The following is a 12,871-nucleotide window of genomic DNA, read 5'->3' on the forward strand; positions in this document are numbered from 1 at the left end:
CACGGCCCGCGCAAAGAGTGCGCCACCATATTTTTGCAGGATCGTGCAAAAAGCTCGGAGGATCGCTCTAACGCCGCCTCGCGCTTCCATCGCATATTCCGTCGTCCCCAACTCCCGAAAGGATATTCAGATGGCTATTGCTAGAGGTTACGCTGCGACCGATGCGTCGAAGCCGCTTACCCCGTTCACCTTCGAACGCCGCGAGCCGAACGACGACGACGTCGTCATCGATATCAAATATGCCGGCATCTGCCACTCGGACATCCACACCGTCCGCAACGAATGGAAGAACGCCGTCTACCCGATCGTTCCCGGCCATGAAATCGCCGGCGTCGTGAAAGCTGTCGGCTCCAAGGTCACGAAGTTCAAGGTCGGCGACCATGTCGGCGTCGGCTGCTTCGTCGATTCCTGCGTTGGCTGCGCCACCCGCGATCTCGACAACGAGCACTACATGCCCGGCCTCGTCCAGACCTATAACGACGTCGATCCCTTCACGAAGACCGCGACCCATGGCGGTTACTCCGACTCGATCGTCGTCAAGGAAGGTTATGTCCTGTCGATCCCGGACAACCTGCCGCTCGACGCTTCCGCACCGCTTCTCTGCGCCGGCATCACGCTTTATTCGCCGCTGCGCCGCTGGAACGCCGGTCCCGGCCAGAAGGTCGCGATTGTCGGCATGGGCGGCCTCGGTCATATGGGCGTCAAGCTCGGTGCCGCCATGGGCGCGGATATCACCGTTCTTTCCCAGACCCTGTCGAAGAAGGAAGACGGCCTGAAGCTCGGCGCGAAGGAGTATTACGCCACCAGCGACGCCTCGACCTTCGAGAAGCTGGCCGGCACCTTCGACCTGATCATCTGCACAGCCGGCGTCGCCATCGACTGGAACGCCTATCTCGGCCTCCTGAAGCCCAAGGGCAGCATGGTCGTCGTCGGTGCGCCGGAACATGCAATCCCGGTGCACGCCTTCTCGCTCATCATCGGCGCGAAAAGCCTGTCCGGCTCGATGATCGGTTCGATCAAGGAAACCCAGGACATGCTGGATTTCTGCGGCGAGCACAACATTGTCTCGGAAATCGAGACGATCAACATTCAGGACGTCAACGAAGCCTATGAGCGCGTGCTGAAGAGCGATGTGCGGTATCGCTTCGTCATCGATATGGCGTCGCTCGACGCTTGAGCGTTGGATTAGGCACACACGCCACATCCGCACGCCGTCACCCCGGACTAGATCCGGGGTCCAGCCAGCCCAAGTCCTTGGGCTGAAAAAACTCTTCTCGCCGCGCAGACGCGCGTCGGCTGGATGCCGGATCAAGCCCGGCATGACGGAGGAGAGGTTGGGCGCGCCGACAGAAGCACGAGGGCGGGAAGCGCAGGCTTCCCGCCCTTTCTTGTTGCACACCCTGCCCTCAGGCCTCGTCCTTCAGCGTCTCTTTCTGGGTAATCAGCCGCGCGCTGTGCTGGCCGCTTAAGTAAATCCACAGCCAGCTCCACGCCACGGCAAGCCGCGACCGAGTTCCGATCAGGAAGTAGATGTGGGCAAGCCCCCATATCCACCACGCCAGCACGCCCTTGAGTTTGAACCTGCCGAAATCGATTACCGCCGCGCGTTTGCCGATGGTCGCCAGATTGCCCTGATGGCTGTAGCGGAACGGCGGCGGTGACGGCCGGCCGGCCAGCCGCGCCTTGATGACTTTCGCGACATAGGCGCCCTGCTGCTTTGCCGCGGGTGCGATGCCCGGCACCGGCTTGCCGTTTTCCTGATTGACGGCGGCCGTATCGCCGATGACGAAGATATTCGGATCGTCTTCCAGATTGAGATGAGGTCCGACGACGGCCCGCCCGGCCCGGTCGGCGGCGGCGTTGAGCCATTTCGCGGCGGGCGACGCCTGCACGCCGGCGGCCCAGACCACGGTGCGGCAGGGGTAATAGGTCTCGCCCACCGTCACGCCCTCATCGCTGCACGCCGTCACCGGTGTGCCGAGCAGTACCTCGACGCCGAGTTTTTCGAGCGCTTCCTTCGCATAGGCCGAAAGATCTTCCGTGAAGACCGGCAGAACGCGAGGGCCGGCCTCGACGAGCAGCACCCGGGTTTTTCTGGTATCCACATTACGGAATTCCGCCGGCAGTGCCTTATGGGCCAGTTCGGCGATCATGCCCGCCATTTCCACGCCCGTCGGCCCTGCGCCGATAATGACGAAGGTCAGCAGCGCCTGCCGTTCCTCTTCACTGGTGGCGAGTTCGGCCCGTTCGAAAGCCAGAAGCAAGCGGCGGCGGATTGTCGTCGCATCTTCGAGCGTCTTGAGACCGGGGGCGGAACGCTCCCACTCGTCGCGGCCGAAATAGGCGTGGCGGGCGCCGGTTGCCAGCACCAGCGTATCGAAGCCGATCACCTGACCCGAACTTAAATGCACGGTCCGCGCCGCCCGGTCTATGCCGGTCACCTCCGCAAGCAGGGTCGTGACCTCCTTGCGGTCGCGGTAGAGATGGCGGATCGGCCAGGCGATTTCGGATGTCGCCAGAGCCGTCGTCGCAACCTGATAAAGCAATGGCTGGAACAGGTGGTGATTGCGACGATCTATCAATGTGATGCGGACAGGGGCCCCCTCCAGCCCGTGTACCAGTTGCAAACCGCCGAAGCCTCCACCCACGACGACAACATGATGTTCTTGCATATGTCTTCTGCCTTCATAAGCTCGCGCACGGAGCATGCGCCGGCAAACTATAGGCAAAAAAATTGACTTTGGTTATGAAATAGCCTGACCGCAGGCGTGACAAAAACGCCGGACTGTTTCAGCCATGCCATATTCAAGCGCATCCGCCGTCAGCCCGTGACCGATGGAAACCTCGGCCAGATAAGGGATGCGTTTCATCAGCTTGGGCAGGTTTGCGACGGTGAGGTCATGGCCGGCATTGACGGCAAGCCCGAGCGCTCTGGCATGATCCGCCGTCTGCCCGAGCTTTTCGAGAAGCGCATCACCCTTTTGCGGATCGTCAAAACAGCCGCCATAGGGGCCGGTGTAAAGTTCGATGCGCGCCGCCCCCGTCTCGGCCGCCAGTTCCGCCGGCTCGCGCTCCCCATCGCCATCGGCAAAAAGCGAGACGCGCATGCCGCCAGCCTTCAGGCGCCCCACCACGTCTTTCAGGAAAACGCCGTGTTTGCGGAAATCCCAGCCGTGGTCGGAGGTTGCCTGCGAGGGATCGTCGGGCACCAGCGTCACCTGCTCCGGTTGGGTCTTCTCGCAAAGAACGAGGAAATCCTCGGTCGGATAACCTTCGATGTTGAATTCCGTGTCAGGGAAACTGTCATCGATCAGGGCGCGCAGCACCGGCAGATCGGAAAAGCGGATATGGCGCTGATCCGGCCGCGGGTGTACAGTCAGCCCGCTTGCCCCCGCCGCCAGTGCAATATGCCCGAAATGCGCGACATCCGGCCATGGAAGATCGCGGCGGTTGCGTAACATGGCAATTGCGTTCAGATTGACAGAAAGTTTTGCGGGCATGGCATCGGGGCTCCGGTTCGGAATTGACATCCTGTTTCACGCAGGTTGAGGCCAATCGCAAGAAGGCCGGCGAATTTTTTATTACTACGGGAACGAAAACAGGCAATACACGTTACGGTTCTGATGTAGCGTTTGGCATGAGGTCTTGATCGGAAAACATGCCCGTCTTGGGGGAACAAGCAACGGGCACCTTTAAAAAGGCAGGCACACTGTCAAAGAGCGCGAAGGGGGAGACAATGCAGGATGGCCGGATGCCGTTCGAAAGTCACGGCGACGAGGACAAACCCAATCTAAGGATCAGCAGCTTTCTACCGGATATAAGCCTGCCCTCCTCCCTGCCCGCGGAACCCGTGCCCATCGCCGACATGGCCAATATCTTCGGGGTGACCCACCGAACGCTGCATTTTTACGAGGAAAAGGCGCTGCTGACCTCGAAGCGCATCGGCCAGATGCGGGTCTACACCCACCGCAATGTCCAGCGCATGGCCGTCATCAACGTCTGCCGCGAAGTGGGTATTTCCGTCGCCGCCATTACCGAGATCATGGAAAAATTCGTCCGTTCGCTCTCGCAAAGCGAGGCGGACGATATATTCCACGCCGCGCTGCGGCAGCGGAAGCGGGAATTGACAGCCGAGCTTTCCACCCTTCAGCGCCAGGCCCAGCAGATCGAGGAACTGCTGGTCGCCGACACGGATGCGGACGGCATGGATGGCGCGGAACGGGCGCCCGCCAAGGACATCGCCCTCACCGACACCGAACGAAAATGTCTGGAACTGATGGCGGAGGGTTACGCCCCGGTGCGCCTTGCCCGCGCCCTTGGTCTTTCGGGCAGCGATCTCAATGTTCTCGAGGCGAAGATCATCGGCAAGTTCAATGCCAGCAACCGCTTTCAGGCGGTCGCCAAGGCGGTTCTGCTCGGCGTCATCCGTGCATAGTCACGATCAACGAACGATGGTCAGTGTCTCCGCCGCACGGGTAATGGCGGTGTAAAGCCACCTCTCGCGCGAGTCCCGGAAAGCATAGCTCTCGTCGAAGAGAACCACGTTGTTCCACTGCGAACCCTGCGCCTTGTGCACGGTCAGCGCATAGCCGAAATCGAATTCGTCATACCGCTTGCGCGTGGACCACGGAATTTCCGTCTCCACATCCTCGAAGGCCGCCTTCAGCAATTTGATCTTGGCAGCACCACGATCCATATCGTCGTCTTCAGGCCGGATCATCAGGTTGATGCCGGGCTTCACCGTTTCGCGCGAAGAACTCATCACCTGCCAGAGCGAACCGTTGAGCAGCCCCTTGGCCGGATCGTTCCGGAGGCAGACCAGCTTGTCGCCGGATTGCGGGTAATCGGCGGTAAAACCCTTCAGCTCGCGAAGCCGCTGATTGTAACGGCGGCGGGTGCGGTTGGTGCCGACCAGCACCTGATCGGCATCGAGAACCAGCGACTGCGTCACCTCGGATTTGGAAATCACCTGCGCCGTCCCGTAATCGCCGCGCATGATCTCCCGGCCCTCCCGCACATCCATGGCGAGATGGATGATGGGATTGTCCTTGGCTTGCCGATGGATTTCCGACAGCAGATAGTCCGGCTCCTGCTCGGTAAAGAAGCCGCCGCCCGAAACCGGCGGCAGCTGGCCGGGATCGCCAAGCACGAGAATCGGCGTGCCGAAGCTCATCAGGTCCTTGCCGAGCTGCTCATCCACCATCGAACATTCATCGATGATGATGAGCGCCGCCTTGGCGAGCGGGCTCTGGCGGTTGATGGAGAACATCGGCGCAATCGAAGTCTTGCCGGTTTCCTCGTCTTCCACCGTTTCTTCGCCGCGCGGGCGATAGATCAGCGAATGGATGGTGCGCGCATTGGTCGCCCCGCGCGAGCGCAGCACCTGCGCGGCCTTGCCGGTGAAGGCCGCAAACAGCACCTCGCCATCGACATTTTCCGCGAAATGCTTGGCAAGCGTCGTCTTGCCCGTTCCGGCATAACCGAACAGCCGGAAAACCGGCGTCCGGCCTTCCTTCAGCCAGCGGGAAACAGCCTTCAGCGCTTCGTCCTGTTGCGGTGAAAATAACATGCGCCCTCATCGCAGGATTCGAGCGTCATGCGCAACAGAAAAAGAACGAAAGATGAATCGCTACGTGATAATGCGGCAATAAAACACGGCTGGTTTTTAAACCGTGGTCGCTATCATCCCTCGTATGAAGATATTGATTCTCGGCGCAACAGGTTTCATCGGTTCGGAGGTTCTCAAAAGCCTGCACCTCCGCGGGCATGCCGTGACGGGGCTGGCGCGTTCGGTCACCCGCGCCCGCGACAAATGGCCTTTCGCCAACTGGGTCTCAGCCGATCTTTCCAGGATGACGCACGCGACAGACTGGTCATCGCTCGTCCATGACCATGACGCCATTCTCAATTGCGCGGGCGCGCTGCAGGACGGCCTGTCGGATGACCTTGCCGCGACGCAGGAAAAGGCGATGCTGGCGCTCTATGAAGCAACGGCGCAGGCGGGCGGCAGACGGATAATCCTGATATCGGCCCGCACGGCGGGCGCCGCATCCGGCCTGCCCTTCCTCGCCACCAAACGCCGCGCCGACGAGGCGCTCGCCGCAAGCGGTCTGCCTCACGTCATTCTGCGCCCCGCGCTGGTGCTTGGGCGAAACGCGCACGGCGGCACGGCACTCGTGCGTGCGCTTGCAGGCTTTCCCTTCGTGGTGCCGCTCGTCAATGGACGAATCGCCGTCCGGACGGTCGCGGTGGAGGATGTGGCAACCGTGGTATGCGCGGCGATCGACGGCGAAATCCCGGCGGACAGCGATCTAGAACTCGCCGCGAAGGAAACGCTGACATTGCAGGACGTAGTCGCCAGACACCGGCAATGGCTGGGCCTGCCCCGTGCTCCGATCATAAATCTTCCCGCCGCCTTCATGCGCCCCGTCGGCTTTGTGGCGGATGCCGCAGGCAAACTCGGCTGGCGGTCGCCACTGCGTTCGACCGCCATGACGGTCATGTCGGAAGGCATCGTAACGGAGAATGAAGCAGGACCGGCGATGGCGTCACTCAAGACCCTGGAACAGACGCTGGCCGCCCACCCTTCCGGCGTTCAGGACCTGTGGTTTGCCAGATTATATCTGTTGAAACCCCTGATCGTTCTCTGCCTGTCTTTATTCTGGCTGCTGTCCGGCCTCATACCGCTGCTGAATATCACTGGAGCAGCGGCGCATTTCCTGCCCTTCATGCCGCACACGCCGGCTGTCATTCTCACACTCGCCACCTGCCTCATCGATATAGCCCTCGGCATCGCCGTCCTGCTGCGGCCGCTCGCCAGAAAGGCGCTTGTCGCCATGCTGCTGGTCAGCGCCGCTTATCTGGCCGGCGGCAGCCTGCTGGAACCGACCCTTTGGCTCGATCCGCTCGGTCCTCTGGTCAAGGTTCTGCCTTCCGTCGCCCTGACGCTCGTTGCCCTCGCCACCTTGGATGAACGCTGATGACACTTGAGGAACTGCTACGGCTTGCCCATGTCATCGGCGCGACGGTGCTGTTCGGCACCGGCGCGGGCATTGCCTTTTTCATGGTGATGGCACGGCGGACGGCCAGCCCGGCGCTGATCGCCCATGTCTCAGGCACCGTCGTCATCGCCGACACGGTCTTTACCGCCACCGCCGCGATCATCCAGCCGTTCACCGGATATTTTCTCGCGCGCATCATCGGCTGGCCGCTGACCGAAGGCTGGATCGCGCTTTCGCTCGCCCTTTATGTCTTCACCGGCATTTTCTGGCTGCCGGTGGTGTGGATACAGATCAGGCTGCGCGATATCGCCCGCGACTGCGCCGCCACCGGGCAGGCCCTGCCAGCGCAATGGTTCCGCCTTTACCGCATCTGGTTCGCCTGCGGTTTTCCCGCCTTTTTCGCGGTTCTCGGCATCATCTGGCTCATGCTCAACAAGCCGGACATTCCCCTGTTCGGCTGATGCGGCTCAATTGACCGCCTGTCGCTCGACAAGCTGCGCCAGCTGCTCCGCAACCGTGTTCCAGCCGTCGAAGAAGCCCATCTCCGCGTGCCTGTCGCGATCCTCAAGATTGTTGTGCATGGCATAGGCCACATATTCCATGCCGTCGGGGTGATCGCGAAACGTCATCACGGCGGTGAGGAACGGCTGGGCGGAGGGGCGAAAACCCGCCGTCAGCGCATCGGTGAAAACCAGACGCTGCTCATGATCCACCGCCAGAAAACATCCTTTGACATGCGGACCGAAGGTCGTGCCGTCCTCGCTATAGCGCGTTTCGAAGGCGCCGCCGGGATGAAGCTCCATGCGGTCGACCCGGCATTGGCCGGGATGCGGCACCCACCATTGTTCGAGGCTGGCCTTGTCCGTCCAGGCATTCCAGACGAGCCGGCGCGGCGCCCTGATGATGCGTGAAATCTTCAGGTCGAGATCGGGATTGAAAGTCTCGGTCATTGGTCATTCTCCCCTTTACTGGACATCCTGTCCTGTTGCGCCATAACGAATTGTTCGAGCCGGTCGGTGCGGCCTTCCCAGATGGCGCGCTGTTGCGACAACCAGCCATCGAGCATGGAGAATCTCTGTTTCTCCAGGGAACAGAACCGGACACGCCCCTGCTTGCGCGTCACGATCAGCCCCGCCTCTTCCAGTTGGCGGATATGTTTCATGAAGGATGGCAGGGCCATGTCGAAGGGCTCGGCCAGCGTTCCGATACTCGCCTCCCCGCCGCCCAGCCTCAGGATCACCGCCCTGCGGGTCGGATCGGCAAGAGACTGGAAGATATCGTCGAGCGCGTCTGAATAGTTTTCCATAAGGCTAACTATCATATCAAAATAGTTAGCTCAATGGATAAGTTTAAAAATCGCGAAAATTCGTTGCCGCAGGGAATAATCCGTCGGGTTGCGGTGTCTCTTGATGTGCTGGCGGCAGAGGCCGCCCGAACCAAGGAGGATATGTCCATGAAGATCCGCTTTATCGTTCCCGCCCTCGTTCTGGCTTTTGCCGGAACGGCCTATGCCGCCCCTATGGTCGAAACCGTCAAGACCGCCAAGGGCGATGTGCTGGCGGGCGAAAAAGGCATGACGCTCTACACTTTCAAGAACGACAAGAAGGGCGTATCCAATTGTTATGACAAATGCGCGGTGAACTGGCCGCCGTTTTTCGCAGCCGCTAGCGACAAGGCCGAGGGCGCCTATTCCCTCGTGAAGCGCAAGGACGGCAAGATGCAATGGGCGAAGGATGGCATGCCGCTTTATTACTGGGTCAAGGACACGAAAAAAGGCGACGCCACCGGCGACGGTATGAACGGTGTATGGGATGCCGCAAAACCCTGATGGCATGAAGGACGAAAAGCGGGGGAACCATTCCCCCGCAGCCGGCAGTTTCGAAACCGAAATGCTGGCGCTGATGCCCATGCTGCGCCGTTATTCCCGCAGCCTTTCCCGTTCAGATGCCGATGGCGAAGACCTCTTGCAGGACTGCGTGGAAAAGGCGCTGGCCAATAAAAGGCAATGGCGCGGAACGGGTTTGAAATCATGGGCTTACACGATAATGACGAATCTTTATCGTAACCGCCATCGCGCCGAGAAACGCCACCCGTCCGAGAGCCTGGACGGCCATGAGAGCATCGCCGTCACGGATACGCTCTCCGACACGCTGGAGAACGACCGGCTGCACGGCGCACTCGCCCTTCTTTCGCCGGACATGCGCGCCGTGCTGATGCTGGTGACGGTGGAAGGCTACAGCTATCAGGAGGCGGCCGAGACATTGTCGATCCCCCTCGGCACCGTCATGTCCAGACTGTCCCGCGCCCGCGAAACCCTTCGCCAGCATCTGGCGGCGGATAATATCATTCCCCTGCGGAGACCAAGATGAAACGGCTAGAGGCCATAACCGAAGACGATCTGCACGCCTATGTCGACGGACTTCTTTCCGACGATGACCGCGCGGCTGTCGAGGCCTGGCTGGCGGAAAGGCCGGAAGAGCAGGCCCGCGTGGAGGAATGGAGAAAACAGGCCGATATTCTGCGCAATGCCTTCGCCTCCTATGCCGCCGCGCATCCGCATGATGCATCGATGCTCAGCCCGCAAAAGAGGGACCGCGCATGGCGGGCAAAACCGGTTCTGCTGCAAACAGCGGCAGCCCTTTTGATCTTCGTGGCGGGTGCTGCGGCGGGCAGGCTTCTGCCGCCGTCTTTTTCCACGCCGCAGGACGTGACGCTGGCGTCGCTGACGACGGATATTCCGGCGCAGGCGAAATCCGCCTATCTCATCTATGCGAGCGAGGTGCGCCATCCCGTCGAAGTCGGCGCGGGAGAACAGCAGCATCTCGCCACATGGCTCGGCAAGCGGCTCGGTTACCCCTTCACCATCCCCGATCTCTCGAAGATCGGATACGACCTCGTCGGCGGGCGTCTTATCCCCGTCAGCGGCAAACCGGGCGCGATGCTGATGTATCAGGACAAGACCGGCCGTCGGGTGACGGTGCTGATCGGCCACAACGAGGAAAACCGCACCACCAGCTTCCGCATGGCCAGCGCCGACGGCATCGAGACCTTCTACTGGATCGACAATGAACTGGGTTACGCCGTGTCTGCCGAGCTGACGCGCGACGAGGTGCAGGCGATCGCCGAGGAATGTTATCGGCAGTTCCCGACGTGAAGACCGTTATTTCAGCATCGGCCAGAGGCTGATGACGAGAAGCACAGCCATGGTGATATTGAACCATTTGAGCCGGACCGGCACAGCCAGCCATTCCCGCAATGCCGAGCCGAAACCGGCCCAGGTGGAAACGCTGGGAAGATTGACCGCGGCGAAGGCCACGCCAACGAGAAGCACGGTGAGGAAATATTGCCGCTCATCCGTATAGGTCGCCATCGCCGTCACCGCCATCACCCACGCCTTGGGATTGACCCACTGAAAGGCGGCCGCAGCAAGGAAACTCATCGGCTCCGATGCGGCCGAACCCTCGCTCAGGCTGCGGGAGGTGCCGATCTTCCACGCAATCCAGACGAGATAGAGCCCGCCTGCGAATTTCAGCCCGGTGTAAAGCACGGGCACCGAATGCAACAACGCGCCGAGACCGAAGCCGACCCCAATCAGCAGCGACAGGAACCCCGCCCCGATGCCCAGCATATGCGGGATGGTGCGGCGGAATCCGAAATTCACGCCGGAGGCAAAAAGCATCATATTGTTCGGGCCGGGCGTGATGGATGTGGTGAAAGCAAACAGCACCAGCGCGACAAGAGTTTCGACAGTCATGATTTCTCCTTGAGCCGAAATCCTATCCGCCGGGCCAACATCAGGCCACCCCGCCGAACCGATGGCCGTGGTCAATTTTTTTGATGGATCGATCCTCTCCATGCCGGCTTTGAGAAGTCGGAACAAAGTTCTATTGTCCGATCACCAACCGCTGGAGCGAACCCATGTATGACGATATTCCTTCCGTCACCCTGCCCTCCGGAAAAGAGGTTCCCGCCCTTGGCCTCGGCACCTGGAACATGGGGGAGACGAGATCATCCGCGCCGCAGGAGGTCGAAAGCATCCGCAAGGCGATCGATCTCGGAATGACGCTGATCGACACGGCGGAAATGTATGCGGACGGCAGATCGGAAGAGGTGGTCGGCGCGGCCATCGCCGGCCGTCGACAGAACGTGTTTCTGGTCAGCAAGATCTATCCCTGGAACGCCAGCGAAAGAGGCACGGCGGAGGCCTGCGAACGCAGCCTTGCAAGGCTCGGCACCGACCATATCGACCTCTATCTGCTGCACTGGCGCGGCGAGCACCCGCTTGCAGAAACCGTGGCGGCTTTCGAAAGGCTGAAGAGCGACGGCAAGATCGGCGACTGGGGCGTCTCCAATTTCGACACCGACGGCATGGAGGAGCTTTTCGCGGTTCCCGGCGGCAAGAACTGCGCGGCCAATCAGGTGCTCTACAATCTGTCCCGGCGTGGGCCGGAGTTTTCGCTACTGCCCTGGTGCCAGGAGCGCGGCGTGCCGCTGATGGCCTATTCCCCCATCGAGCAGGGCCGCATCTTGAAGAACCACGAACTCATCCGCATCGCCAAGGCCTATCAGGCGACACCGGCGCAACTGGCGCTCGCCTTTCTTCTGGAGAGGGACGGCGTCATCGCCATTCCTAAATCCGCCAGCGTTTCCCGTGTCGAGGAAAATCGCGGCGCGACCGATCTTGAAATAACCGAGGAAGACTGGGCGGCGCTGGATGCCGTCTTCCCGCCGCCAACGCGCAAGACATCACTGGAAATGCTGTGAGGTAACAGAGGGTTACGAAACACTTCAGAATCAATCGCTCAAGCGGTTGAATCGGAATGTGAACGCCAGGCCGAAAAGCAGGCCCATTGTTCAGGGATGCGTCATCAGTCCCGGACCGGAAGAAACGGCGCGACAAGCCGCGCCGTCAGATCATGAGAACGCACCGCGCTTCATTACGGTATGCGGTGCTCATATTCCTCTTTCAGCCCCAGCCAGGTATCCCAGAAGGGTCCCGGCTCCTCTTCCTGAAGTCGGGCAGCGAGAATATCGAGGTGCACGTGCCAGCCGGCGCTGACATTGAGCTTGGTCGTGCGATCCGCAAGCCGGCGATGGACCAGCGTCAAAAGCACGTCCTTGCCCAGAGCCTGAAGCTCAATGGACACCTCCGCGCCCTCGCCCCAACTGAAGACAAGGCGGTGCGGCGGAACGACGGTGATGATGCGGGACGCCATCCTGTGCTCTTCGGAAAAGCCTTCCGGGCGACGGCCCGGCGGATCGGAAAGCTCATCGTTACGCCAGACGAGTTCGAACGGCGCATCGGGCGCAAGCCGCATTTCGCCGGAAGCCAGCCAGCGACGGCGAAGCTCGCTTTGTGTCAGATAGGCCCATACCCGCTCGATCGGCCCCGGCAGCAGCCGTTCGATCTTCAGGGTTGTCGGTTCGACAAGACGGCCATAGGCGTCAGGCATTGCAATATCAGCCATTGTCATTTCCTCCATCTGCAGGGATTTTTCCCTGATCATCCTCCCTGAGCATCTGCTCAAGAATATCGAGGCGACTGCCCCAGAACTGTCGGTAGAAATCGAGCCATTCATGCGCCTCTGCCAAGGGTTCCGGCGCAAGGCGACAGACATGGATGCGCCCCCTCACCTCGCGGCGGATAAGCCCCGCATTTTCCAGCGCCTTGATATGTTTCGATGCGGCGGCGAGCGATATGTCGAACGGCCTGGCCAACTGGCTCACCGTTCGCTCACCAAGGGAAAGATCGCGTAGCATCGTGCGCCGCGTGGCGTCGCCAAGGGCATGAAAGACGGTATCGAGATGTGAAGCGGATAATTCAACCATGTTGTTGAATATAGACTGCCGCCCCGGAAAGTCAATCATAT

The 12,871-nt window shown here is 60.8% G+C and carries 16 protein-coding genes; 8 read left to right on the forward strand and 8 right to left on the reverse strand.

Annotation, left to right across the window (positions count from 1 at the left end):
- Positions 1-130 precede the first annotated feature (130 nt).
- Positions 131-1,177, forward strand: a complete 1,047-nt coding sequence (locus tag CFBP4996_RS08360; RefSeq protein ID WP_080851518.1) for an NAD(P)-dependent alcohol dehydrogenase — start codon at positions 131-133, stop codon at positions 1,175-1,177.
- A 229-nt stretch (positions 1,178-1,406) separates the two neighbouring features.
- On the opposite strand, the gene CFBP4996_RS08365 is transcribed toward CFBP4996_RS08360, so the two are convergent.
- Entirely contained in the window at positions 1,407-2,672 is a 1,266-nt protein-coding gene (locus CFBP4996_RS08365; protein ID WP_080851516.1) for an NAD(P)/FAD-dependent oxidoreductase, read from the reverse strand.
- A gap of 72 nt (positions 2,673-2,744) precedes the next feature.
- Positions 2,745-3,500: a pyridoxine 5'-phosphate synthase gene (locus CFBP4996_RS08370; RefSeq protein ID WP_080853130.1), complete on the reverse strand. Its 756-nt coding sequence runs from the start codon at positions 3,498-3,500 to the stop codon at positions 2,745-2,747.
- 236 nt (positions 3,501-3,736) lie between these two features.
- Here CFBP4996_RS08370 and CFBP4996_RS08375 point away from each other — a divergent pair, with 236 nt between their 5' ends.
- Positions 3,737-4,435, forward strand: coding sequence for a MerR family transcriptional regulator (locus CFBP4996_RS08375; RefSeq protein WP_080851513.1), 699 nt, complete (start codon positions 3,737-3,739; stop codon positions 4,433-4,435).
- A gap of 6 nt (positions 4,436-4,441) precedes the next feature.
- On the opposite strand, the gene CFBP4996_RS08380 is transcribed toward CFBP4996_RS08375, so the two are convergent.
- The gene (locus CFBP4996_RS08380; RefSeq protein WP_059756749.1) at positions 4,442-5,569 is read right to left on the reverse strand and encodes an ATP-dependent DNA helicase; all 1,128 of its coding nucleotides are present in this window, start codon (positions 5,567-5,569) and stop codon (positions 4,442-4,444) included.
- A gap of 124 nt (positions 5,570-5,693) precedes the next feature.
- Here CFBP4996_RS08380 and CFBP4996_RS08385 point away from each other — a divergent pair, with 124 nt between their 5' ends.
- Together CFBP4996_RS08385 and CFBP4996_RS08390 are read left to right on the forward strand one after the other, a co-directional pair.
- A complete protein-coding gene (locus tag CFBP4996_RS08385; protein ID WP_080851510.1) occupies positions 5,694-6,980 on the forward strand; it encodes an SDR family oxidoreductase in 1,287 nt (428 codons plus the stop codon).
- On the forward strand, positions 6,980-7,462 hold the full coding sequence (locus CFBP4996_RS08390) for a DUF2269 family protein (protein ID WP_080851508.1): 483 nt from the start codon (positions 6,980-6,982) through the stop codon (positions 7,460-7,462). The genes CFBP4996_RS08385 and CFBP4996_RS08390 overlap by 1 nt, the downstream gene beginning before the upstream one ends.
- 6 nt (positions 7,463-7,468) lie before the next feature.
- Here CFBP4996_RS08390 and CFBP4996_RS08395 read toward each other — a convergent pair whose 3' ends face one another.
- Positions 7,469-7,951: an SRPBCC family protein gene (locus tag CFBP4996_RS08395; RefSeq protein ID WP_080851505.1), complete on the reverse strand. Its 483-nt coding sequence runs from the start codon at positions 7,949-7,951 to the stop codon at positions 7,469-7,471.
- Positions 7,948-8,307 (reverse strand): ArsR/SmtB family transcription factor, encoded by a 360-nt coding sequence (locus CFBP4996_RS08400; RefSeq protein ID WP_020810226.1) that lies wholly within the window; start codon positions 8,305-8,307, stop codon positions 7,948-7,950. Before CFBP4996_RS08400 ends, CFBP4996_RS08395 begins: the two co-directional genes overlap by 4 nt.
- A 141-nt stretch (positions 8,308-8,448) precedes the next feature.
- On the opposite strand from CFBP4996_RS08400, the gene CFBP4996_RS08405 reads away from it, so the two are divergent.
- Genes CFBP4996_RS08405 through CFBP4996_RS08415 form a run of 3 tightly spaced genes read left to right on the forward strand, consistent with a single transcriptional unit; the run spans position 8,449 to position 10,155 of the window.
- On the forward strand, positions 8,449-8,829 hold the full coding sequence (locus CFBP4996_RS08405) for a COG4315 family predicted lipoprotein (RefSeq protein WP_078051963.1): 381 nt from the start codon (positions 8,449-8,451) through the stop codon (positions 8,827-8,829).
- The gene (locus tag CFBP4996_RS08410) at positions 8,813-9,370 is read left to right on the forward strand and encodes an RNA polymerase sigma factor (RefSeq protein WP_162935847.1); all 558 of its coding nucleotides are present in this window, start codon (positions 8,813-8,815) and stop codon (positions 9,368-9,370) included. Before CFBP4996_RS08405 ends, CFBP4996_RS08410 begins: the two co-directional genes overlap by 17 nt.
- Complete coding sequence (locus CFBP4996_RS08415; protein ID WP_020810223.1) at positions 9,367-10,155, forward strand: anti-sigma factor family protein; 789 nt, start codon at positions 9,367-9,369, stop codon at positions 10,153-10,155. Before CFBP4996_RS08410 ends, CFBP4996_RS08415 begins: the two co-directional genes overlap by 4 nt.
- A gap of 6 nt (positions 10,156-10,161) precedes the next feature.
- Here the strand turns inward: CFBP4996_RS08415 and CFBP4996_RS08420 are convergent, their stop codons facing one another.
- Complete coding sequence (locus tag CFBP4996_RS08420; RefSeq protein WP_080818672.1) at positions 10,162-10,755, reverse strand: LysE family translocator; 594 nt, start codon at positions 10,753-10,755, stop codon at positions 10,162-10,164.
- 164 nt (positions 10,756-10,919) lie between these two features.
- On the opposite strand from CFBP4996_RS08420, the gene CFBP4996_RS08425 reads away from it, so the two are divergent.
- Complete coding sequence (locus tag CFBP4996_RS08425) at positions 10,920-11,765, forward strand: aldo/keto reductase (RefSeq protein ID WP_080851500.1); 846 nt, start codon at positions 10,920-10,922, stop codon at positions 11,763-11,765.
- A gap of 173 nt (positions 11,766-11,938) precedes the next feature.
- Here the strand turns inward: CFBP4996_RS08425 and CFBP4996_RS08430 are convergent, their stop codons facing one another.
- Positions 11,939-12,469, reverse strand: coding sequence for an SRPBCC family protein (locus CFBP4996_RS08430; protein ID WP_080851498.1), 531 nt, complete (start codon positions 12,467-12,469; stop codon positions 11,939-11,941).
- Positions 12,462-12,830, reverse strand: coding sequence for an ArsR/SmtB family transcription factor (locus tag CFBP4996_RS08435; protein WP_031233868.1), 369 nt, complete (start codon positions 12,828-12,830; stop codon positions 12,462-12,464). The genes CFBP4996_RS08430 and CFBP4996_RS08435 overlap by 8 nt, the downstream gene beginning before the upstream one ends.
- Positions 12,831-12,871 lie beyond the last annotated feature (41 nt).

The sequence above is a fragment of the Agrobacterium leguminum genome, assembly GCF_005144435.2.
In the GTDB taxonomy this organism is placed as follows: domain Bacteria; phylum Pseudomonadota; class Alphaproteobacteria; order Rhizobiales; family Rhizobiaceae; genus Agrobacterium; species Agrobacterium leguminum.